The 22,741-nt window shown below is 34.1% G+C and carries 22 protein-coding genes; 16 read left to right on the top strand and 6 right to left on the bottom strand.

Annotated elements, in window-relative coordinates:
• The first annotated feature begins 68 nt into the window (after positions 1–68).
• The 12 genes from PYW31_RS12460 (at position 69) to add (ending at position 12,484) form a co-directional block, all read left to right on the top strand.
• The gene (locus PYW31_RS12460) at positions 69–1,214 is read left to right on the top strand and encodes a globin domain-containing protein (RefSeq protein WP_046836961.1); all 1,146 of its coding nucleotides are present in this window, start codon (positions 69–71) and stop codon (positions 1,212–1,214) included.
• A 416-nt stretch (positions 1,215–1,630) separates the two neighbouring features.
• Complete coding sequence (locus tag PYW31_RS12455; protein WP_046836960.1) at positions 1,631–2,356, top strand: phosphoadenylyl-sulfate reductase; 726 nt, start codon at positions 1,631–1,633, stop codon at positions 2,354–2,356.
• 192 nt (positions 2,357–2,548) lie between these two features.
• Positions 2,549–4,372, top strand: a complete 1,824-nt coding sequence (locus PYW31_RS12450) for an assimilatory sulfite reductase (NADPH) flavoprotein subunit (RefSeq protein ID WP_046836959.1) — start codon at positions 2,549–2,551, stop codon at positions 4,370–4,372.
• Positions 4,373–4,389: 17 nt separating this feature from the next.
• The gene (locus PYW31_RS12445; protein WP_046836958.1) at positions 4,390–6,096 is read left to right on the top strand and encodes an NADPH-dependent assimilatory sulfite reductase hemoprotein subunit; all 1,707 of its coding nucleotides are present in this window, start codon (positions 4,390–4,392) and stop codon (positions 6,094–6,096) included.
• Between the two features lie 22 nt (positions 6,097–6,118).
• On the top strand, positions 6,119–6,892 hold the full coding sequence (cobA, locus tag PYW31_RS12440; protein ID WP_046836957.1) for a uroporphyrinogen-III C-methyltransferase: 774 nt from the start codon (positions 6,119–6,121) through the stop codon (positions 6,890–6,892).
• 14 nt (positions 6,893–6,906) lie between these two features.
• Positions 6,907–7,644: a sirohydrochlorin chelatase gene (locus PYW31_RS12435; protein WP_046836956.1), complete on the top strand. Its 738-nt coding sequence runs from the start codon at positions 6,907–6,909 to the stop codon at positions 7,642–7,644.
• 36 nt (positions 7,645–7,680) lie between these two features.
• Entirely contained in the window at positions 7,681–8,292 is a 612-nt protein-coding gene (locus tag PYW31_RS12430; RefSeq protein WP_046836955.1) for an NAD(P)-binding protein, read from the top strand.
• Positions 8,293–8,315: 23 nt separating this feature from the next.
• Positions 8,316–9,227, top strand: a complete 912-nt coding sequence (locus PYW31_RS12425; protein ID WP_046836954.1) for a sulfite exporter TauE/SafE family protein — start codon at positions 8,316–8,318, stop codon at positions 9,225–9,227.
• A gap of 23 nt (positions 9,228–9,250) precedes the next feature.
• Entirely contained in the window at positions 9,251–10,429 is a 1,179-nt protein-coding gene (gene sat / locus PYW31_RS12420) for a sulfate adenylyltransferase (RefSeq protein WP_046836953.1), read from the top strand.
• 18 nt (positions 10,430–10,447) lie between these two features.
• Positions 10,448–11,056, top strand: a complete 609-nt coding sequence (cysC, locus tag PYW31_RS12415) for an adenylyl-sulfate kinase (protein WP_046836952.1) — start codon at positions 10,448–10,450, stop codon at positions 11,054–11,056.
• 108 nt (positions 11,057–11,164) lie between these two features.
• Positions 11,165–11,359 (top strand): hypothetical protein, encoded by a 195-nt coding sequence (locus PYW31_RS12410; RefSeq protein WP_046836951.1) that lies wholly within the window; start codon positions 11,165–11,167, stop codon positions 11,357–11,359.
• Between the two features lie 147 nt (positions 11,360–11,506).
• Positions 11,507–12,484, top strand: a complete 978-nt coding sequence (gene add / locus PYW31_RS12405; protein WP_046836950.1) for an adenosine deaminase — start codon at positions 11,507–11,509, stop codon at positions 12,482–12,484.
• A gap of 132 nt (positions 12,485–12,616) precedes the next feature.
• Here the strand turns inward: add and PYW31_RS12400 are convergent, their stop codons facing one another.
• Positions 12,617–13,237 carry a class I SAM-dependent methyltransferase gene (locus PYW31_RS12400; RefSeq protein ID WP_046836949.1) on the bottom strand — a complete coding sequence of 207 codons (621 nt, stop codon included), beginning with the start codon at positions 13,235–13,237 and terminating at the stop codon, positions 12,617–12,619.
• Positions 13,238–13,663: 426 nt separating this feature from the next.
• Between PYW31_RS12400 and PYW31_RS12395 the strand changes: the two genes are divergently transcribed.
• Both PYW31_RS12395 and glcP read left to right on the top strand, forming a co-directional pair.
• The gene (locus tag PYW31_RS12395) at positions 13,664–14,266 is read left to right on the top strand and encodes a phosphatase PAP2 family protein (protein WP_248827331.1); all 603 of its coding nucleotides are present in this window, start codon (positions 13,664–13,666) and stop codon (positions 14,264–14,266) included.
• Between the two features lie 161 nt (positions 14,267–14,427).
• On the top strand, positions 14,428–15,780 hold the full coding sequence (glcP, locus tag PYW31_RS12390; protein ID WP_046836948.1) for a glucose transporter GlcP: 1,353 nt from the start codon (positions 14,428–14,430) through the stop codon (positions 15,778–15,780).
• A gap of 91 nt (positions 15,781–15,871) precedes the next feature.
• Here the strand turns inward: glcP and PYW31_RS12385 are convergent, their stop codons facing one another.
• The 5 genes from PYW31_RS12385 to PYW31_RS12365 all read right to left on the bottom strand — a co-directional run bounded on the left by PYW31_RS12385 (position 15,872) and on the right by PYW31_RS12365 (position 19,252).
• The gene (locus tag PYW31_RS12385; RefSeq protein WP_046836947.1) at positions 15,872–16,342 is read right to left on the bottom strand and encodes a DMT family transporter; all 471 of its coding nucleotides are present in this window, start codon (positions 16,340–16,342) and stop codon (positions 15,872–15,874) included.
• Positions 16,343–16,353: 11 nt separating this feature from the next.
• On the bottom strand, positions 16,354–16,785 hold the full coding sequence (locus tag PYW31_RS12380; protein WP_046836946.1) for a DMT family transporter: 432 nt from the start codon (positions 16,783–16,785) through the stop codon (positions 16,354–16,356).
• A gap of 68 nt (positions 16,786–16,853) precedes the next feature.
• A complete protein-coding gene (locus PYW31_RS12375) occupies positions 16,854–17,171 on the bottom strand; it encodes an ArsR/SmtB family transcription factor (RefSeq protein WP_046836945.1) in 318 nt (105 codons plus the stop codon).
• A gap of 86 nt (positions 17,172–17,257) precedes the next feature.
• Positions 17,258–17,614: an MmcQ/YjbR family DNA-binding protein gene (locus tag PYW31_RS12370; protein WP_046836944.1), complete on the bottom strand. Its 357-nt coding sequence runs from the start codon at positions 17,612–17,614 to the stop codon at positions 17,258–17,260.
• A 228-nt stretch (positions 17,615–17,842) separates the two neighbouring features.
• On the bottom strand, positions 17,843–19,252 hold the full coding sequence (locus PYW31_RS12365; protein WP_046836943.1) for an amino acid permease: 1,410 nt from the start codon (positions 19,250–19,252) through the stop codon (positions 17,843–17,845).
• A gap of 371 nt (positions 19,253–19,623) precedes the next feature.
• Between PYW31_RS12365 and PYW31_RS12360 the strand changes: the two genes are divergently transcribed.
• Entirely contained in the window at positions 19,624–21,159 is a 1,536-nt protein-coding gene (locus tag PYW31_RS12360; protein WP_103356924.1) for a BCCT family transporter, read from the top strand.
• A 161-nt stretch (positions 21,160–21,320) separates the two neighbouring features.
• Positions 21,321–22,700 (top strand): LLM class flavin-dependent oxidoreductase, encoded by a 1,380-nt coding sequence (locus tag PYW31_RS12355; RefSeq protein ID WP_046836942.1) that lies wholly within the window; start codon positions 21,321–21,323, stop codon positions 22,698–22,700.
• Positions 22,701–22,741 lie beyond the last annotated feature (41 nt).

Here is a 22,741-nt window from a genome sequence, read left to right as displayed (position 1 = left end):
GCGAAGTGATTGTAACTATTGGTAGCGGGGACAATAATGGTGGTGAACGAGTAAATAGGAGGGGTTATATGTTAACTCAAGAAGAGATACAAACAATAAGAGAAACTGTTCCATTACTAAAAGAAAAAGGACAAACAATTACAGCTGTTTTTTACAAGCGCTTGTTTGAACAACATCCAGAATTGAAAAATGTATTTAATCAAACGAACCAGAACAAAGGATTACAATCTTCAGCACTTGCTATGGCAGTACTAGCTGCAGCAGAAAATATTCAAGATTTATCACCGATTGTCCCAGCCATTATGCCAGTCGTGTATAAACATTGCGCACTACAAGTTAAGCCTGAACAATATGCAGTTGTAGGTGAAAATTTAATTTGGGCGATTGAAGAAGTTACGGGCCTTAAAGATGAAGACCCAGTCATCCAAACATGGGTAAAAGCTTACGGTGAAATTGCAGACGCGTTTATTGGATTAGAACGTGAAGTCTATAACCAAATGGCGTGGGATGGTTTTAGACCATTTGAAGTGGTTGATATCACAGAAGAAACTGAAGAGATTAAATCATTTACTATCACATCAGATGACGTTGACTTGAGTCAATTTATTCCAGGTCAATATATTACTGTAGATATTGACAGTGAAAAATTACCTTACAAAGCTAAAAGACATTATTCTATTGTAGATGGAAATAAGGACTTCTTGACTTTTGGTGTTAAAAGAGATGTTACAGATGAGCATGAAGGAGAAGTATCAACCATACTACATGATGATGTAGCGATTGGAGATACCTTGTATTTATCTGCCCCAGTAGGTGGATTTAAACTAGAGCATAAAGCAAACAAACAGCTATTTTTAGGTTCTGGGGTAGGCGTGACACCACTCGTGTCTATGTACAAAGAAGCGGTAGATGTAGGGTTACAAGCGACATTTATCCAGTCTACAGCTAACGCCAAAAATATAGCCTTTGAAGAAAAAATTAAAGCTATAGCTAGCCAATCCTCACAAGCCGAAGTCATTAACCATTATCGTGATCAAGATGCACACATTGATGGAGAACAGCTAAAACAATATATTGATGATGATACAGAGATTTATATCTGTGGAGGAGATACATTCCTAAAATCAATTATTAAGGAATTACGCACACTCGGTGTATCTATGGATAACGTGCATTTCGAAACATTCATTCCAAGATTAAGCTTTTCAGCTTAAGAGTTTGTATACAATATAAAGCGCCACAAACAATTAATATTGTTTGTCGGCGCTTTTTTGTTATGATTATATATAACATCGTAGACATAATTAGAATTATTATAAAAAATACAAAAATTTTAGAATTTTTTGTGAATAGCGTAACCACGGGGTTTAAAGAGTTTGAAGTAATTCTAGTTTATTGTTATTATTTTTTAGAAATTATTATTAAGAACGCTTGAAAATAAGCGTTTAAAGCGCTTTAGTGATAGATTTTTGAAGCTTTTTTTAGAAGTGTTTAGTTTTAAATATGCACTTGACATAAAATTTTACAATCAGTAAAGTGTGTATCATAATTATTTTCTAATAATTCTAATAACGAAAATGTAGCGTGGGCAATTAAAGAGTACATTAAAGAGAAGGGGATGAACCCATTAATGTCACAGGGAAAAATTACGTATGAACATTTTAATGCAGAGGTTTTTGATTCATTGGATATTTCTGATGAAACAAAAGGAGCGCGAGAAGTTATAGCTTGGGCATATGAAACATATGGAGATTCAATTATTTACTCATGTAGCTTTGGTGCAGAAGGTATGATACTCATAGATTTGATTTATAGCGTTAAAAAAGATGCGGAAATAGTATTTTTAGATACAGATCTTCATTTTCAAGAAACGTATGATTTAATAGATAGAGTAAAAGCACGATATCCGGAATTGAATATTAAACTTAAGAAACCTGACCTTACTTTGGAAGAACAGTCAGAACAATATAACCCGGCGCTTTGGAAGAATGATCCGAACCAATGTTGTTATATTCGAAAAATCAAGCCACTTGAAGAAGTGTTATCTGGTGCAACCGCTTGGGTTTCAGGCTTACGTAGAGAACAGTCACCAAGTCGTCAAAACACAAACTTTATAAATAAAGATGAAAGATTTCAATCAGTAAAAGTGTGTCCATTGATTCACTGGACGTGGGATGATGTATGGGATTACATTAAGAAGCATGACTTACATTACAACGAATTACATGATTTTAATTATCCAAGTATTGGTTGTATTCCTTGTACAGCTGCTGTTTCAGGTTCTGGAGATTCACGTGAAGGAAGATGGAACAATTCAAGTAAAACCGAGTGTGGTTTGCATACGACACGACCATAAAGTAATACACGCATATTTTTTTAAATATAAACCTTAGTAAACTAATCAGTTATATAGAGTTACTAACCGTTTTGATGTGCATATGATACTTCAAAAGTATACCTTTTAACGGGAAAGGTTAAACCCGTCAATTCAATGATTAAGTATTAAATAATTAAGAAATGAAAATAGACTATATGAGGTGAACTTGCTGTGAATTTATCTGTAACAAACAGTCCATTCAACGAAGAACAAGCAACACAACTGAATCAAATCATCCAAAATCTTACTCCTGAACAACAGACGTGGCTTAGTGGTTATTTAACTGCTAATCAACAAGCACTGGCTAATAGTTCAGCACCGTCACAACAAGTAGCGGAAAATGTATTGAATAATGAACCGCAAGCTATGAGTGATAGACATATTACAATATTATATGGTTCTGAAACAGGAAATGCACAAAGTTTAGGTGAAATATTTGCAGATCGACTAGTAGAGCATAATTATACAGTCAAACTTAGTGCGATGGATGATTTTAAACCAAAAGAACTGAAAAAAGTAGAGGATTTATTTGTTATTTCATCTACTCACGGTGAAGGAGATCCACCTGATAACGCATTGTCTTTCCATGAATTTTTACACGGCAGAAAAGCGCCTAAATTAGAGGGCGTGAGATTCTCTGTACTTGCTTTAGGTGATGAGTCTTATGAATTCTTCTGTCAGACAGGTAAAGATTTCGATAAACGTTTAGAAGAGCTTGGAGCCGAACGTATCATAGAGCGACAAGATTGTGATATAGATTATGATGACATTGCTGAAAAATGGATGAACACGAATATAGAAAAGTTAAATAGTAGCTCGGGAGTTACGCAAACGGTGACATCTACTGAAACAGTACAATCTGCAAAAGAGAAACGTTACTCTAAATCAAATCCGTATGAGGCAGAAGTATTAGAAAATATTAACCTCAATGGTCGAGGTTCAAATAAAGAGGTTAGACATGTTGAATTACTGCTTGATAATTATGGCGAAGAATATGAACCAGGTGATTGCTTAGTAGTATTACCACAAAATGATCCTGAAGTAGTATCACAGTTAATTGAAACATTAGGATTTGATGAAACAGTAGAAGTCACAATAAATGATGATGGGGATACATTGCCTTTACAAAAAGCTTTGATAGAACATTTTGAAATCACTAAGTTAACAAAACCGTTATTACAAAAAGCAGTAGACTTACTAAATAATGAACAGTTAACAGCAAAAATTAACGATGATGAATGGATTCAAGCATATATTGACGGTAGAGATTTAGTAGATTTATTCACGGATTTCCCTTCGGAGTCATTTAAACCTGAAGCGTTGCATCAACTATTGAGAAAATTGCCGCCAAGAGAATATTCTATTGCGAGTAGTTACAAAGCAAACCCAGATGAAGTGCATATTACTGTAGGCGCGGTAAGGTACCAAGCTCATGATAGAGACCGTAAAGGTGTTTGTTCAGTACAGCTTGCAGAGAGAGTGCAACCAGGCGATACAATCCAGATTTATTTGAAGAAAAATCCAAACTTTAAATTTCCGTTTGATGAAGAAACACCAGTGATTATGATTGGTCCAGGTACTGGGGTGGCACCATTTAGATCTTATCTACAAGAACGTGAGGAATTAGGATTAACGGGTCAAACTTGGCTATTCTTCGGAGAACAGCATTTTACAACCGATTTCTTATACCAAACAGAATGGCAAACGTGGCTTAAAGATGAAGTACTTAGCAAACTAGATTTAGCCTTTTCTAGGGATACAGATGAAAAAGTATATGTGCAGCATAGAATTGCTGAACAAAGTGCAACATTTTATGAATGGTTGATGAATGGCGCTAAATTATACGTATGTGGCGATGAAAAACAAATGGCGAAAGATGTTCACCAAACGATTCGCTATATATTGGAGCAAGAAGGTGGCATGTCTGAAGTAGACGCAGAAGCGTATCTTACAGAAATGAAAAAAGAAAAACGTTATCAACGGGATGTATATTAAGAGAAAGGAATGATAGTATGGCTGATCCGAATTTAAATTTTTCAGAAAAATTGGATGAAATGGAACGAATCAAAACGGAAAGTAACTATCTTCGAGGTACTATTGAAGAAGGTTTAGCAGATAGAATTACAGGTGCAATTGCTGAAGAGGATACTAAACTTTTAAAATTCCATGGTAGTTATATGCAAGACGATAGAGATCTTCGTGATGAACGTCGTAAGCAAAAGTTAGAGCCAGCATATAGCTTTATGATAAGAGTGCGTGCTCCAGGAGGCGCTTCAACTGCAGAACAGTGGATTGCGATGGATGATATTGCCAATACGTATGCGAATGAAACAATTAAATTAACAACGAGACAAGCATTTCAATTTCACGGCATTTTAAAAAGAAATTTAAAACAAACGATGTTTGATATTAACCAATCTTTATTAGATACATTGGCAGCATGCGGCGACGTTAACCGTAATGTCATGAGTAATCCTAACCCTTATCAATCAGAAGTTCACGCTGAAGTTAATCAAATTGCTAGTGATATTAGTCGACACTTGTCACCACAAACGCAAGCGTATCATGAAATTTGGCTTGATGGTGAAAAGGTATTGGATACGAGTGAAACAGAAGAACCACTTTATGGAAAAACGTATCTACCACGTAAATTTAAAATAGGTATTGCGGTGCCACCGTCAAACGATATTGATGTGTATTCTCAAGATATCGGGTTAATATCGATTCTTAAAGATGAAAAGCTTATTGGATTTAACATCACAGTCGGTGGTGGAATGGGAATGACGCATGGTAATACAAATACTTATCCACAAGTTGGACGACTTATCGGTTATTTCCCGAAAGAACATGTGATAGATGTTTGTGAAAAAATATTAACAATTCAAAGGGATTATGGTAATCGACAAGAGCGTAAAAATGCCCGCTTTAAATACACAGTTGACCGTTACGGTACGGAGTGGGTTACAAATGAGCTTAACAAGCGCTTAGGTTGGGAATTAGAAGCATCACAGCCATACCACTTTGATCATAATGGAGATCGTTATGGTTGGACTGAGGGCAGTGGCAAATGGCACTATACACTATTCGTTCAAAATGGACGTGTAAAAGATACAGAAGATTATAAATTAAAAACAGCGTTAAGAAAAATTGCTGAAATACACACAGGTGATTTTAGACTAACTCCAAACCAAAACTTAGTTATTGCTAGTGTAGATGAAACGAAAAAACCTGAAATAGAAGCTATTATTGACGAATACGGTCTTACAGATGGCAAGCACTATACTGGATTAAGACGTAATTCTATGGCTTGTGTTGCATTCCCTACTTGTGGTCTAGCAATGGCTGAATCCGAACGTTATTTACCTTCACTTATTACTAAAATTGAAGAGCTATTAGACGAAGCTGGATTAAATGATGAAGAAATTACAATTCGTATGACAGGGTGCCCTAATGGATGTGCAAGACCGGCATTAGCAGAGATTGCATTTATTGGTAAAGCACCTGGAAAATATAATATGTATTTAGGCGCTAGCTTTACAGGTGATCGTTTAAATAAAATATATAAAGAAAATATTGGTGAAGAAGAAATCTTAGAAAGTTTAAGACCTATATTATTACAATATGCAAAAGAAAGAAATGAAGGAGAGCACTTTGGAGACTTTGTTGTACGTGCAGGTATCGTTGATAAAGTTACAGATGGCCAAGTGTTCCACAGTTAAAAATTGAGAAAGTGGTGACAGGATGGGCAAAGTATTTTTAGTAGGCGCAGGGCCTGGTGATCCTGATTTGATTACAGTGAAAGGCTTGAAAGCTATTGAACAAGCCGATGTTATTTTATATGATCGTTTGGTAAATAAAGCGTTATTAGATCATGCATCACCAACAACAAAGTTTATGTATTGTGGTAAAGACCCTAACCGTCATTCCTTACCCCAAGAAGATACAAATAAGTTACTTGTAAGTTTAGCTAAAAAGGGACTTACTGTTACGCGTTTGAAAGGTGGAGATCCTTTTATCTTTGGTAGAGGTGGAGAAGAAGCGGAAATATTGGCAGAAAACCATATTCCTTTTGAAATTGTACCAGGTATTACATCTGGCGTTGCAGCACCAGCCTATGCAGGTATTCCAGTTACTCATCGTGATTATAGTTCATCAGTTGCATTTGTTACAGGTGTTATTAATAAAGGCATAGACGAAGATTCGTATTGGAAACATCTTGCGCTCGGACCCGAAACACTATGTATATATATGGGCGTCAAAAAACTGCCTGAAATCAGTGCATTGTTGACTAGACATGGACGTCCTAAAGATACACCGGTAGCTTTAGTCCATCTTGGTACATCAGAGTATCAAAAGACCGTCGTTGGCACGTTAGATAATATCGTTGAAGTTGCAAAGGATATTGAGAACCCAGCGATGATTGTGGTTGGAGAAGTTGTTAGACTTAGAGAACGTATCAGCTGGTTTGAAGAAATGCCAGTTGAAGAAGCAGTTGCTAAATTAACTTATCAGTAATAGGAGGATTTAATATGAGAGGTGTCTTATATGTGAGCCATGGAAGTAGGGTCGCAGAAGCCGTTACAGAAGCCGTATCCTTTATCGAATTAGTCAAAGCGCAGGTAGATGTCCCTTTGCAAGAAACGTGTTTCTTGGAATTGACAAGTCCTAACGTATCTCAAGGTTTTCAACGATTGGTAGACAAAGGCGCGACTGAAATTTCGGTAATACCGGTTCTCTTGTTAAGCGCAGGACACTATTTTAGAGATATTCCAGCTGAAATTGAAGCAAACCAATTAAAGTATCCATATGTCACTGTGACATATGGGGAACCATTGGGTGTACAACACCGGTTAACTGAAATCCTTAAGCAGAGGATTGATGAAACTAACAAAACACCGAACGAAGATGCAAAAATATTAGTCGTTGGTAGAGGAAGTTATAATCCCCAAACTCAGAAAGATTTGGAGACAATAAAGACACAGTTATACGAAGCGAGTCATTTATCTGATATTGATGTTTGTTATTTAGCAGCTTGTAAACCTTCATTTGAAGATGCACTTGAAGCGGCAGTAAATGCAGGCCATTCTCAAATTTTCATCGTGCCATATCTTTGGTTCACTGGCATTTTAGAAAGACATATTGCAACAACAGTAGAGCGTTATCAAGTAGACAGTGATATCATTCTTTGTCATAGATTAGGACATCATGAACACTTGCAACAAGCATTGAAAGAACGCGTAGAAGAAACCTTTGAATATGTTTCGTAATAATTAAAATCGCTATAGTTAAAGGGGAAATGACAGATGCCATTGATGCCATTAATGATTGATATATCAAAGAAGCATATTGTCGTCGTTGGTGGAGGACGGGTTGCTGAACGTAGAATAAAGACATTGATGACTTACTCAAAAGATATACATGTTATCAGTCCAACAGTGACTGAGCAATTACAACAATTAATTGAATATTCTGATATAAAGTGGTCTGAAAAAACATTTGAAGCTAAAGATGTACAATATGCTGATTTGATTGTAGTAGCTACAAACGATGATGCTACAAACCAATGCGTTTTACAATCCAAACCAAGCCACGCAATGATTAATATGGCTAGTGAAGCTATGACAGGAGATGTCATATTTCCAAGTATATTTCAGCGAGGAAAATTAACGATTAGCATATCTACAAACGGAGCAAGTCCCGGTTTAACTGCGCAACTTTTAGAAGAATTTAATCAAAGGTTTGATCGTGATTATGAAACCTATGTCGATTTTTTATATGAATGCAGACAACGTATAAAGCGTAGTGAATTATCATCTTTAAAGCAAAAGCGCTTTTTAAAAGAAATTTTAGCAGATGATTATTTATCTCACCATAAACAACGTGAAGTTAGAAATTGGTTAGATTCGGTAATCTAAATTAATAGAAAGGAGTACGATGCATGCATAAATTATTTATATTTGCACTTGCTGGTTTTCTTGCACAATTGATTGATGGATCTCTTGGTATGGGCTTTGGTGCATCATCTTCATCAATATTATTAACATTTGGTGTTGCACCAGCGATTGCTTCAGCGACAATTCATTTCTCTGAAATTGCGACAACTGCAGCATCAGGTACATCACACTTGAAATTTGAAAATGTGCATAAGCCGACTTTAATTAAGTTAGCTATTCCAGGTGCAATAACAGCATTTATAGGCGCAGCGTTCCTAAGTAATATCCACAGCAATTTAATCAAACCCTTTATTGCTGTGTTCTTGTTAACTATGGGGCTTTATATCTTGTATCAATTCTTATTTAAAAGAAATGAGCAGCTTTCAGACGATATAAATCCCGACAAAGGCGGTCGTTTTTCTATGGTACCTCAAGGTGCGGTAGCTGGATTTTTAGATGCAGTTGGCGGCGGTGGTTGGGGTCCAGTCAACACACCACTCTTACTTGCTCAGAAAAAGTTAGAGCCTAGATATGCCATTGGTACTGTATCTGCAAGTGAATTCTTTGTAACGCTTTCTGCTTCTCTTGGCTTCATTATATTTTTAGGTTGGAGCCAAATTAATTGGGGACTTGTAGTGTCGTTAAGTGTAGGTGGCATGCTTGCAGCACCAATAGCGGCATGGTTTGTCAAAATATTGCCTATGAATATCTTAGCTGTATGTGTGAGTGGGTTAATTATTTTTACTAACAGCAGTTCACTACTAAGTGTATTTAGTACAAGTACAACATTATCAGTAACGATAAAAATAGCACTTATTATCATTTGGTTAGGGTTAATCACTTTTGCGCTCTATCAAAATAAAAAACTACCTTTTTCATTATCTAAAAAAAAAGCTAACGTTAATGAACTAGATTAAAAACTTAAGAAGGAAGTGTAAACATGACAGTAACAAATAAAATTATTGAAAATACAATTAAGCCACACGGTGGAGAATTAATTAATAGACAAGTAGATCAATCAGAAAAAGAAACATATATTGCAGAAGCCAAATCTTTACCTTCGATTACGTTAAACCCTTGGAGCTTATCAGATTTAGAGCTTATCGCTATTGGCGGTTTTAGTCCATTAACAGGATTTATGAATAAAGCAGATTATACAAGCGTTGTAGAAAATGTACACCTAAGTAATGGGCTAGTATGGAGTATTCCAATTACACTACCTGTAACTGAAGATGAAGCAAACCAACTTGAAATAGGCTCACGTGTCGCTTTATACGGGGAGGATGCACATCTATATGGTGTACTTGATTTAGAAGAAAAGTATACATATGACAAAGAGAAAGAAGCAGAATTAGTATACGGAACAACAGATGTAGATCACCCAGGTGTAAAGAAAGTTTATGAAAAAGGTAATGTTTATCTTGCAGGTCCTATCCATTTGCTTGATCGTCCTAAACATGATGAATTTGTTGATTACCATTTAGATCCTGCAGAAACGAGACAATTGTTTGCTGATTTAGAATGGAAAACAGTCGTAGGCTTCCAAACACGTAACCCCGTGCACCGTGCGCACGAATATATCCAAAAAGCAGCATTAGAGTCAGTTGATGGTTTATTATTAAATCCTTTAGTTGGTGAAACAAAGTCAGACGATATTCCTGCTTCGGTACGCATGGAGAGTTATGAAGTTATCCTTAAAAATTATTACCCAGAAAATAGAACACGCTTAGTTATTTATCCAGCAGCTATGAGATATGCTGGGCCAAGAGAAGCAATACTACATGCAACTGTTAGAAAGAATTATGGTTGTACGCACTTTATAGTCGGCCGTGATCATGCTGGGGTGGGCGATTACTATGGTACTTATGAAGCACAAGAATTAATTTCAAAATATGAAGATGAATTAGGTATTCAAATATTGAAATTTGAACATGCATTTTATTGTAAAGCTTGTGAGAATATGGCAACTGCTAAGACATGTCCACATGATGCGACTTCACACTTGCACCTCAGTGGAACAAAAGTACGTGAAAAACTGAGAAATGGAGAACCACTACCTAAAGAATTCTCAAGACCGGAAGTTGCAGCAGTACTAATTAAAGGATTACAAGAGAAATAATAATTAAGAGGTGTAAAAATGAGTACAGTTAATAATATTACTTGGCATAATTCAGAAGTGAAAAAAGAAGAGAGACAACACCGTAATAAACATAAAAGTGCTGTTATTTGGTTTACTGGATTATCAGGTTCGGGTAAATCAACGGTTTCTGTAGAACTAGAAAAAGCACTGTTTAAGCAACAAGTTAATACGTATCGCTTAGATGGAGACAATGTTAGACATGGTCTTAATAACAATCTAGGGTTCACCCCAGAAGACCGTAAAGAAAATATTCGACGTATTGGTGAAGTAAGTAAATTAATGGTGGATGCCGGACTAATAACTGTCACTGCATTTATTTCGCCCTACCAAGAAGACCGTGATGCAGTTCGTGCCTTGTTAGAAGATGATGAATTTATAGAAATTTATACACAATGTAGCTTGGATGAATGTGAAGCAAGAGATCCTAAAGGGTTATATAAGAAAGCGAGAAGTGGTGAAATCCCAGAATTCACTGGTATCAATGCACCTTACGAAGCACCATCTAACCCAGAAATTGTATTAGATACTGAGAATAACACGGTAGAAGAATCGGTACGTTATATTATTTCTTATTTAAAATCACATGCATATATTAAGAATAAATAATTCGTTTAAATGAGAGGTAGCAACAAAAGTATCGAATACTTATGTTGCTACCTCATACTTTGTGCTATGGAAAACAAAATAAGTTATTTGTTGTGAGGGGGGAGTTGTGTGGATATATTAAATCAAATTGCTTTTATCTTTTTGATTATTTTGGTTATCAGTGTGTTCATAGGTATAATGCTCATCAATAAAGGACAACAACGTCGTCGATTTAAGGTAGAATTAAAAATCATTGTGATATTGGTGGTTGTGTCATTGGTAGCTATTGCTGCATTAATCGGTACATCTAACTTTTTAGCTTAAGTTAAAAATTAGAATTACAATCGCATATGATTGGTATAGATAAATAGTTTTCAAAATGTTATAGTAAAGCAATAAAATTTTGGATAAGTACTGCCATTTATGATGAAATTTATAGATGATGGCTTTGAAGTAAGGAAGGTTTCAAACATGAAGAAGTGCATAGAAGATATATCTAAAGTGGAGCTTCATTGCCATTTAGATGGTTCTACCAGTCTAGGTTTAATAAAACAACTTGCTAACGAACAAAATATAGTGTTAGATGAACGAAATTTGCTAGTTAGTGAATCATGCGACAGCTTAGATGAATATTTGAAGTGTTTTGATGAAATATTAAAAGTGTTGCAGACAAAGGATGCTTTACAAAGAGCTGTTATTGATGTTGTGCAACAAGCAAACGAGGATAATGTAAAATATATTGAAATTCGTTTTGCGCCTTTATTACATATGGAGCAAGGATTGACAATAACTGATGTTTTTGATGCTGTAGAAGCTGGGGTTAAAGCAGCGATAGCGAAGTTTGATATTAAAGTGAACTTGTTAGTTTGTGCCATGAGACAACAAGATACTACGATAAACGAGCAATTATTTGATGATTTATATCATCGTAATAGTGATGTGGTGTGTGGCATAGATTTTGCAGGCCCGGAAGCGGCATTTCCACCTGAAGCTATTCACTCTACGGTTCAATATGGATTAGATAAAGGTTTTAATCTTACTCTTCATGCAGGTGAATGTGGATGCATGCACAATGTAATGGAATCTATTAAATTAGGGGCCAAACGTATTGGTCATGGCGTTGCAATTAATCAAGATGAAACGGCTTTGCAAGAAGTTAAGGTGAACGATGTACTTTTAGAAATGTGCCCTAAAAGTAATATTCAAACAAAGGCAATTCCTAATCTTAAAGCATTAAATATTCCTTATTTAATTAAAAATGATATTCCATTCCTTATAAACACAGATAATCGTACGGTTACACAGACATCATTAAATGCAGAATATGAACTACTGATGGAAAATCAAATGATTACTTTAGATCAAATTGAATATATTAATCAGAGAGCTGTGCGTTATGCATTTTTAGCTGATGATGAACAACAACAATTAAAAGATAAAATGAAGTAATTATTTTTAAACGTTATAAAGCTTATAACATAAAGAGGATCATCCGATTTTTATCTGATGATCCTCTTATTTTTATATTAAAGCGTAGGTTAGTCTTAATTAATTAAATGATTCTAAAGTGACACATGTAGCTTAGTACGATTTGGGGTTATTTTTAATTCCTGTTGCAATAAAAAGGCTGGCATCGCGATTCATAAACAAATTTTTCCCACTATAAAATGTGTGTGTATCAATATTTGTTAATCCGAGTTGTGTATAAGCATGTTTAATATCACTTTGATTAAATCCATTATACACATTTGGATGAAATACCTGTTCATTTTTATTAAAGTCGACAATGACTAACATGCCATTTGGATTTAAGTGAGTGTATAATTGACGCAATAAGGATTCATAATCACCACTGTGAAGCAATACAAGCGATAAAAAGATAACATCATATTTTTGATTTAAAAGTGATGTATCTAACAAAATATTACCGGTTTGCGTGTGAATATGGGGAATGCCAAGTTCAGCGCATTTATGTTCAAAGACCTCAATCATTTTAGGAGAGGAATCCATTAAAGTGATAGAATCAAAATAATGCTCAATGTTGAATGTAACTAAACCTGTGCCACCACCGTAATCCAATAGTGAATGATATTTTTTATTTTCGAATAGCTTACTCACTTCGCTCGAAATAATCTCAGCAAGATGTATTCTATCAGGGCCATCATATTTTTCAGCAATTTGGTCAAAACGGTCTTTGTTCACGTTAAAACTCCTTTGATAGTTTAGGTTGCGTTATTAAATAAAAGTGCAATCATTATTAATGAGTTATTATAGACATTTTATATCTATAATAGATATTAGCACAGGATATGAGTATAAACAATTATGATATCTTGTGTGAAATGGAAGAGTGACATCTAACAAGATATATTTGTATGTGCTAGATTTGAAAGCAAGCGCTTATTAGGTAGTCCTAAAGTATGATTGAGCTGAAACGAATAATTTGATTAACTAGAATTTAATAGTCGAAATTCATGATATACATATAGACGTGCATTTATTTCATGAAAAGGTAAATACAAGAATTTAAAGTTATTAAAAAAACATTTAAAAGAATATTCTTGTACATATCGCGCAGACGCTTTACCCCTACAACTAAGAGTAAATAAAGAAAGGAACATCATTCAAGTGCAAAATTATTTGAAAATGATTATTGCTAGTGTGTGCTTTTTAATACTATTCATCTGTATACAGTTGAGTTTAACAGAAAACATAGACACGCTAGTATATCAAACATTACATGATGTAATTACATCACAAGGGGTTAAAATATATCTAGATGTGATTTCTAGTGTATTTTCACCATTGAATTGTTTAATTATGATACTGTTTATTTTAGCGGTATTATTCTTCTATAGTAAATTCAAATTTTGGTGGTATGGTTTGTGGTGTTTTAGTGTGTTTTTAATAGGAACATTTTTAAAAAATGTCATTCAACGCCCAAGACCGAGCGTCGATATAGATGGCTTTAGTTTTCCTAGCATGCATGTATTAAGTGTGTGTCTTTTGGTAAGTCTCATACTTCTCTTGAAACGCAACAAAGTACTTTATATCTTTGGCATTGTATTAATCATCTCAATTATGATCTCTAGAATATATTTACAAGCTCACTATTTTACAGATACCATAGGGAGTTTACTAGTGATGTGGACAATGATCCAAGCGATACAATTAAGCCGCCAAAGTGATTTGCGTTTTTATAAAACTGACAGTATAGCTAAAGGAAAATAAAAAGTAATAAGATTCAACATAGAAAGGATATCCATCACTCATATGGATATCCTTTTTAATATGGATTGAACTTTAACGTGAAAAAATTTTTCATTTATAATTGAAACGCTTACATATTAGGATTATAATTAACAAATAACTTTAAAGGGGTTGTAAATAATTTGAAATCTAATAAAAGTTTAATCTTTATATTGGGAGCACTGGGTGGATTATTGTATGGATATGACAACGGTGTTATCTCAGGCGCATTGCTATTTATTCATGATGATATTCCACTGAATAGCTTTACAGAGGGGTTAGTTGTGGCATCAATGTTAGTCGGTGCGATTATCGGTTCAGGTGGTAGTGGACCATTATCCGATAAAATTGGGAGAAGACGATTGGTTTTGATTATCGCAATTATTTATATTGTGGGGTCATTGTTATTGGCTTTAGCACCTAATATGCCAGTACTTGTAATGGGACGTTTAATTATCGGATTAGCTGTCGGAGGCTCTATGGCAACGGTACCTGTATATTTATCAGAAATGGCACCTACAGAATATCGTGGTTCCCTTGGATCATTAAATCAATTAATGATTACAATTGGTATTTTAGCGGCGTACTTAGTCAATTATGCATTCGCAGATATAGAAGGTTGGAGATGGATGTTAGGTTTAGCAATCGTACCTTCCATTATTTTATTGGTGGGTATTGCATTTATGCCTGAAAGTCCAAGATGGCTACTTGAACATAGAAGTGAAAAGGCTGCTCGCGACGTCATGAAAATTACATTTAATAATGACGAAGAAATTAACACTGAAATTAAAGAAATGAAAGAAATTGCAGCCATTTCAGAATCTACATGGTCTATCTTAAAGTCGCCTTGGTTAAGACCAACATTGATTATAGGGTGCATATTCGCATTATTCCAACAAATTGTTGGTATTAATGCCATCATATTTTATGCGCCAACGATTTTTAGTAAAGCGGGTTTAGGTGAAGCAACATCTATTTTAGGAACAGTGGGGATAGGTACAATTAACGTACTTGTGACGATTGTAGCTGTATTTATTGCAGATAAAGTAGACCGTAAAAAATTATTAGTTGTTGGTAATATTGGGATGGTTCTATCATTATTAGTAATGGCCATTTTAATATGGACAATTGGTATTGAGTCTTCAGCCGGTATAATTATTGCCTGTCTATCATTGTTTATTGTATTCTTTGGTCTGACTTGGGGGCCAATTCTTTGGGTAATGTTACCAGAAATGTTTCCAATGCGTGCACGTGGTGCAGCAACAGGTTTAGCAACGCTTGTATTGAACTTTGGTACATTATTAGTTGCGCAACTCTTCCCAGTTTTAAACAGTGCTTTAAGTACTGAGTGGGTATTTTTAATCTTTGCATTTATCGGCGTGTTAGCGATGATCTTTGTAATTAGATATTTACCTGAAACACGAGGACGTAGTTTAGAAGAAATAGAATATGATTTAAGAGAAAAAACGACAGGTGTTGACCCTGCAAAAATATAATAAAAATAATTAAATTAAAACACAGTAACGCATAGTAGCGTTACTGTGTTTTTGACGTTGTAGAAAATTGTGCGCTGGCTGTGTAATGAAGTTAATTGATAAGCTTTTCTTCTGCACTATTTTTTATATCTGCTTTATATATTAGACGCAATGCAATAATCATAATAATAAGTGCTATAATTCTTTTTAAATCAAAATGGATTGTCATGCCTTCAAACCAACCGAAATGGTCGATAACCATACCCATTGTTAACTGTCCGATAACTGCAGAGATATTAGCTGCTATAATTCCTATTTTAGGGATAGCTACAATAGTTAAAAATAGATAACCTACCCCAAACCATACTGCGCTTAATTGCCATTTGGGTGCATGGAAGAAATCTAAAAAGCTACCTTGTCCAAAAAATAATGTAATAATAAATAAAATAATGCCACCAGTAACAAATGTTAAAAATGCACTTTCTAAAGTGCCTGCTTTTTTACTAAATGATCCATTAACTGCTGACTGTGTACTCAGTGTAATACCAGCAATGAGTGTTACGATTACTAAAATAAACTGCATGTTTGATCCTCCTAATAAATTAATGTGAGCGCGATAATCATTAATATGATAGCTACTATTTTTTCGATTCTTAGTGGACGTTTTTCGCTACCTAATAATCCGAAATGTTCTATAATAGCACTCATAATCATTTGCCCAACAACAACACTGCCCATCGCTAATCCGACACCGATTAGGGGGATGCTAATGACTAATACAGTTAAGTATATGACGCCTAGAGCACCGCCTGTTAATTCCCATTTTGGGGCTTTAATAGTATAAGAAAGTGAGCCTTTGCCTAAAAACAATAAAGCGATGCCTAATATAATAGAGCCAATTGAAAAATTATATAAACTACTTTCTAACTTTCCGATGTGGTCACCTAAAACTGCATAAATGGCACCTTCTGTACTTAAAAATACACCTGCTATAATTGCGATAATATAAAACACAAACTTGTTCACTGAATACCCTCATTTCTTTAATTCTTCATTTCGCGAATTAACGAATTACTAAACATAAAAAAAGACTTCTAAAAGTCTTTTTTTATTAATTCGGCTAACTCATTTAAAGTAGATTCATTTCTACGATAATATGTCCATTGACCATGTCTTTCTGATTCTAATAGACCCGCTTGTTGCATCATTTTTAAATAATGAGAGACTGTTGACGCTGACATATTTGCTTTTTCTTGAATATCTCCGACACATACGCCACCTTTTTCACTTAAATTTTTATTTAAATGCGAACTAGGTTTTTCGAAATGCTCTAATGGATTTTTAAGCCAAACTAATATATCAATCCGTGTGCGATTACTCAAAGCTTTAAAAATATCTACTAAATTTTCCATACACGTATACTATTCGATAATATTCGAAATGTCAAATTAAAGTTTTTAAAATCTTAACTTTTTAGTTTTTTTAATAGAATGAGGAATTAGGAAGTTAATGCAAAGCTTTCTGCTATCAAATCTTGAATTTCATGTAAGTTATCTATTTCGCTTAAATTAATGCTAATCCAATTAGATTTATCCATATGATAAGCAGGATAAATACCTTTTTTCTTGCGTAAAGGTCCAATAAATTCTTTAGGTGCTTTTAAATTCAATATATCAATTTTTTCATTGCCAACTAAGTTTAATTTATTCTTTGAAATATCCATAATTAAACCAAACCATTTACCGTTATTATGATGTCTTAGTACAGCATAATTTGGGTATTTTTCCCAAGGATAGTCAGGAAGTATATTATAACTGGCTTTAGCTAAATCAAAGATTTGTATTCTGTTTATCATTATTTTAACCACCTTAATATATGTTCATATTTAATGTACCCTAGAATGTCAGAAACATATACATTTCCGCTATAGTAATTAAATAAGGCTAAACCATTTTAGCGTGTGTATATATGCGCGGAAGTGTCGATTGAAAAGTAATCATTCATAATAAAAAACAGCTAAAATGATCATCAGATTTTAGCTGTTTGCTTATGTTTTAGTATACGTATAATGATAGGTGAATGATTAATCGATTGTTTGATTAGAAGTCAGTTCCTTATTTGTTTCTAAGGCTAAGTTTTTAAGATTGTTCTTTTTTCTTTTAAAACGTAAATACATCAAGGCAGTAGCAATGAGCCAAATAGGTAAGAAGTATACTGCTTTTCTTGTATCAGATGAAAAGAACAATAAGACAAATACAAAAAAGAAAAAGGCTAGAACCAAGTAGCCAGAATAATGGCCACCTTTTAATTTGAATTTGTTGTGTTGATGTTCTTTTTTATTAGAACGTGCATATTTAATGTAAGATATAACGATTAGAACCCATACGACTAAATATAATACTGTGGAAATACTTGTGATATAAATGAATAATTGCATAGTATTTGGAAAAATAAAATTCAACATTACTGCAATAAGCAGTATAGAAGTTGAAATGAACATGGCAATATGTGGAACACCATGTTTATTTGTTTTTTTCATAATAGACGGTGCTTGTTTATCATGGGCTAGACCATATAACATACGGCTATCTGAAAAGATACCACTATTGGTAGCTGACGCCGCTGCTGTTAAGACGACAAAGTTAATAGCGCTAGCCGCAAATGGAATACCAATGAGCGCAAACACTTGTACAAATGGACTGTGATCAGGCGAAATACGGTTCCATGGTGTAATCGACATGATGATAATTAATGAACCTACATAAAACAGTAATATTCTGATAGGTACACTGTTAACAGCACGTGGAATTGATTTTTGTGGGTCCTTCGTTTCGCCTGCTGTAACTCCGATTAATTCAATACCAATAAATGAATAGACGGCCATTTGGAATGACATTAGAAAACCATGTGTACCATGTGTAAACACGCCATTTTCATATAAATTAGAGAAGCTTGCTGTAGTATTATCACTTTTAATACCTAGGAAAATAAAGGCTAAACCTACGATGATTAAGAGAACGATAGTGATAATTTTAATCATTGAGAACCAAAATTCTATTTCACCAAACAATTTGGCACCTAATGAATTAAACGCCATTAACAATAGCACGATAAATAGTATCGTTAGCCAGTTAGGTATTGCTGAAGACCAATAACTCACGTAAGAGCCCATGGCAGTTAGGTCTGACATACTTGAAGTAATCCAACTCATCCAATAAGTCCAACCAATGAGAAATCCTGCATATGGTCCTAATTGGTCATTCGCAATATCTACGAAAGATTTATACCTTGTATTACTAAGTAAGAGTTCACCTAGACCACGCATGAACATAAATAACACTACACCGATAATTAAATAAGTAATGATAATAGATGAACCAGTTAAAGAAATCGTTTGACCTGAACCTAAGAATAGTCCAGTACCAATAGCGCCCCCAATTGCAATTAACTGAATATGTCTATTACTTAATCCCCTTTGAAGTTGATTTGACATGAAATGACTCCCTTTGTTTGCAAAGATGCTAATGTTTATTGTCCATATTATTTGAATTGTCAGCATATTGCAAATTTTAACTAATATTTATTTTATTGAAATGCTGTTTTAATTAATAATTATTTAAAATTAATTATTTTCATAAATTTAAGTGTAATATTACTTCGTTGGATGACTAATTAAAATGCAGCTACCGATATAGGTATAGCTTAAGTTAGTTACGTTTTATACATTAAATCACTTTTAATACTAAAATGTGTTGACACGTATATATATGTATTGTATTCTTTTTAAAACATAGTAAATCAATCGGAATACTTAGATTGTTGGTCTTTCTATGTGAATATGCATTATATTGTTGAATGAGTAGTATGTCTATTTTAAAATGCCATAAACGTGTGAAAGGGGACAATGTGAACATCATAAAGTACAATTTTGTTTTTATAACATCCATTAGTATCTGTGTTGTGTTTATAATATTTGGAGCATTATTTACGAGGCAATTTGAAGCAATTACAACAGCGTTAACCAATTCTATCTCTATACAGTTTAGTTGGTATTATCTCATCTTAGTAGTAATATTTTTAATTTTATGTCTCATTTTATTATGTTCTAAATATAGTAACATCACGTTAGGACAAGAAGGTGAGCAACCAGAGTTTTCTTTAGTTTCATGGTTCTCAATGTTATTTTGTGCTGGTATGGGCATGGGATTAGTATTTTGGACAACGACCGAACCAATTAGTGATGCTTTCCTATTATCACCTGAACATAAGGAAGGTAGTAAAGGGGCAATTGAAGCAGCGTTACAATATTCATTTTTTCATTGGGGTATACATGCTTGGGCAGTATACTGTATGGTAGCATTGATTTTCGCTTATTTCAGTTTCCATAAAGGATATCCGGGTTTAGTGAGTGCCATGTTAAAGCCATTATTAGGCGAAGGAAATTTACAAAAATATGTAGGTAATTTAAGTGATATATTAGCAGTCATAGCTACAGTTACTGGTGTTGCTGCTACATTAGGTTTTGGTACAGCACAAATTAATAAAGGATTAAATTTTTTATTTAACGTACCATCCAATTTATTTATACAAACACTCATTATCATTCTTGCTACGATAATCTTTACAATATCAGCTTGGTCAGGAATTAATAAAGGTATTAAGCATTTGAGTAACATCAATATGATTTTGGCAATCATGATTTTAATTGCAGTGTTTACAGTAGGTCCGACACTTTACATACTTAATATGTTTACCAATTCATTAGGTAATTATTTGTCTCATTTTATTGAAATGAGTTTTAAATTATCCACGAATTCAGAAGATAAACAATTTTCTTGGATGAAAAATTGGACGATATTTTATTGGGCATGGTGGATATCTTGGTCACCTTTTGTGGGTATTTTTATTGCTCGAATTTCAAAGGGACGCACAATAAAGTCTTTTATTTTAGGGGTCTTACTTGTACCTTCAATGATATGCTTTATATTCTTTGCTGTATTTGGTGCATCGGCAATTTATTTACAAGAAAATCATATAGCCAAGATATCTAAGTTTGACACTGAAACTGCAACGTTTGGCGTGCTTGAACACTATCCAATGGGTTTCATATTAAGTATACTTACCATTATTGTTGTAGCGATATTTTTTATTACTTCTGCAGATTCGGCAACGTATGTATTAGGAATGTTAACCTCTAAAGGCTCTATTACACCTTCTGGAATTGTTAAAGTAAGTTGGGGTATTATACTAGCATTATTTGCAATTATCATGTTTTATACTGGTGGGTTACAGTCAATTCAAAATTTAATGATTATTACAGCGTTACCGTTTTCCGTAATTATTATTTTAATGATATTCTCTTTCTTTAAAGTGTTACGTAACGATAATAAAGAAATGTAAGATAGTAGAAAATAATTTCAGTGAATTATACTAGATCAACCTGAAAGAAATTTAAATACAGGCTATAAAATCTGAAAATTCTGACTTTTTATTTTGGATTTAAGAGTCATTTAGCACTATATATTTGATGAATCGTCATTCAATTAAAGGGGGAAGTATATATGACAAAAAAACAAATACATTTTAATGGTTTTATACAAAATTCACCATCACCTTATTCTTCAGGCTTATGGAAACATGAGAGAGATACGGGCACTAATCATAATGGTTTGAAATATTGGATTAATATTGCTCAAACCCTAGAACGTGGGAAATTTGATTCAGTATTTATTGCAGATGTACTGGGTGCGTATAATGTTTATAATAACTCTTATGATACGGCGGTTAAACATGCAGTTCAATTACCCTCACATGAACCAACAGCTATCATTTCCGCTATGGCTGCTTTTACAGAGCATATTGGATTTACACCTACAATTTCGACGACATATGCACACCCTTATAGTCTAGCAAGGCAACTATCTACATTAGACCATTTGACGCAAGGGCGTATGGGTTGGAATGTAGTGACTTCATACTTAGAAAGTGAAGCGGTAAACTTAGGGTTTAAACAGCGTTTGTCTAAAGAAGAACGGTATAATCGTGCTGATGAATTTTTAGAAGTTGCCTATAAACTATGGGAAGACAGCTGGGAAGAAGGAGCGGTTGTGAAAGATAAAGTAAATGACACATATGCTGAACCTAATAAGGTACATGATATTCACCATCAAGGCGAATATTTTGATATATCAGGTCCACACCTAGTAGAACCCTCCAGACAACGTACGCCTGTCCTTTTTCAAGCAGGAGCTTCTGAAAAGGGAAAAGCATTTGCTGCTAAACATGCTGAAGCAGTATTTACAAAACATAGTTCTTTAAATGAATTGAAAACGTATATTAAAGATATGGAAAAAAGAACAATACAATACGGCCGTAAAAAAGGAGATATCTTAGTATACCCTATGGTTTTGCCTATTATTGGAAAAACAGAAGCCGAAGCCTATGAAAAATATGAAAAATTAAAAAGTTATGTGAGTCATGAAGGCGTTGCTACACTGTTAAGTGGCCATACAGGAATTGATTTTTCTAGTATTGATCCGGATGAATACGTTGAGAATATAGAAACCGGAGCGATACAAGTCGACCTTGATTACTATGCGAAGGATCCTACACATAAATGGACTTTTAAAGAAGCATTACAAAACCATTGTATTGGAAATGGAGCAGTAAAATTTATTGGTACAAAAGAACATGTCGCAGATCAATTTGAAAAATGGGCTATTGAAGGAGGAGCAGCTGGATTTAATATTACGCAAGGCTATAGTCCGGGAACTTTTGAAGAATTAATAGATGAGGTGGTACCTATTTTACAAAGTAGGGGATTGTATAGATTAGACTATGAAGGTGAAACGCTTAGAGAACATCTCTATGGTAAAGGTAATCAAAGGATTAAAGCAATGCATCCAGCAAAAAATAATAACAGTCATACAATCAAGGTATAAAATTAGTAAATTTAATGAAGTTCTCTATAAATATATGACAT

The sequence above is a fragment of the Staphylococcus succinus genome, assembly GCF_029024945.1.
Taxonomy (GTDB): Bacteria; Bacillota; Bacilli; order Staphylococcales; family Staphylococcaceae; genus Staphylococcus; species Staphylococcus succinus.
The sequence above is the reverse complement of the archived record's forward strand: the minus strand, read 5'-3'. Positions and strand labels throughout refer to the sequence as shown.

Coding starts and splice junctions, on each gene's coding strand:
- PYW31_RS12460 (WP_046836961.1), top strand. CDS start 69: ATGTTAACTCAAGAAGAGATACAAACAATAAGAGAAACTGTTCCATTA.
- PYW31_RS12455 (WP_046836960.1), top strand. CDS start 1,631: ATGTCACAGGGAAAAATTACGTATGAACATTTTAATGCAGAGGTTTTT.
- PYW31_RS12445 (WP_046836958.1), top strand. CDS start 4,390: ATGGCTGATCCGAATTTAAATTTTTCAGAAAAATTGGATGAAATGGAA.
- cobA (WP_046836957.1), top strand. CDS start 6,119: ATGGGCAAAGTATTTTTAGTAGGCGCAGGGCCTGGTGATCCTGATTTG.
- PYW31_RS12435 (WP_046836956.1), top strand. CDS start 6,907: ATGAGAGGTGTCTTATATGTGAGCCATGGAAGTAGGGTCGCAGAAGCC.
- PYW31_RS12430 (WP_046836955.1), top strand. CDS start 7,681: ATGCCATTGATGCCATTAATGATTGATATATCAAAGAAGCATATTGTC.
- PYW31_RS12425 (WP_046836954.1), top strand. CDS start 8,316: ATGCATAAATTATTTATATTTGCACTTGCTGGTTTTCTTGCACAATTG.
- sat (WP_046836953.1), top strand. CDS start 9,251: ATGACAGTAACAAATAAAATTATTGAAAATACAATTAAGCCACACGGT.
- cysC (WP_046836952.1), top strand. CDS start 10,448: ATGAGTACAGTTAATAATATTACTTGGCATAATTCAGAAGTGAAAAAA.
- add (WP_046836950.1), top strand. CDS start 11,507: ATGAAGAAGTGCATAGAAGATATATCTAAAGTGGAGCTTCATTGCCAT.
- PYW31_RS12385 (WP_046836947.1), bottom strand. CDS start 16,342: ATGCAGTTTATTTTAGTAATCGTAACACTCATTGCTGGTATTACACTG.
- PYW31_RS12375 (WP_046836945.1), bottom strand. CDS start 17,171: ATGGAAAATTTAGTAGATATTTTTAAAGCTTTGAGTAATCGCACACGG.
- PYW31_RS12370 (WP_046836944.1), bottom strand. CDS start 17,614: ATGATAAACAGAATACAAATCTTTGATTTAGCTAAAGCCAGTTATAAT.
- PYW31_RS12365 (WP_046836943.1), bottom strand. CDS start 19,252: ATGTCAAATCAACTTCAAAGGGGATTAAGTAATAGACATATTCAGTTA.
- PYW31_RS12360 (WP_103356924.1), top strand. CDS start 19,624: ATGTCTATTTTAAAATGCCATAAACGTGTGAAAGGGGACAATGTGAAC.
- PYW31_RS12355 (WP_046836942.1), top strand. CDS start 21,321: ATGACAAAAAAACAAATACATTTTAATGGTTTTATACAAAATTCACCA.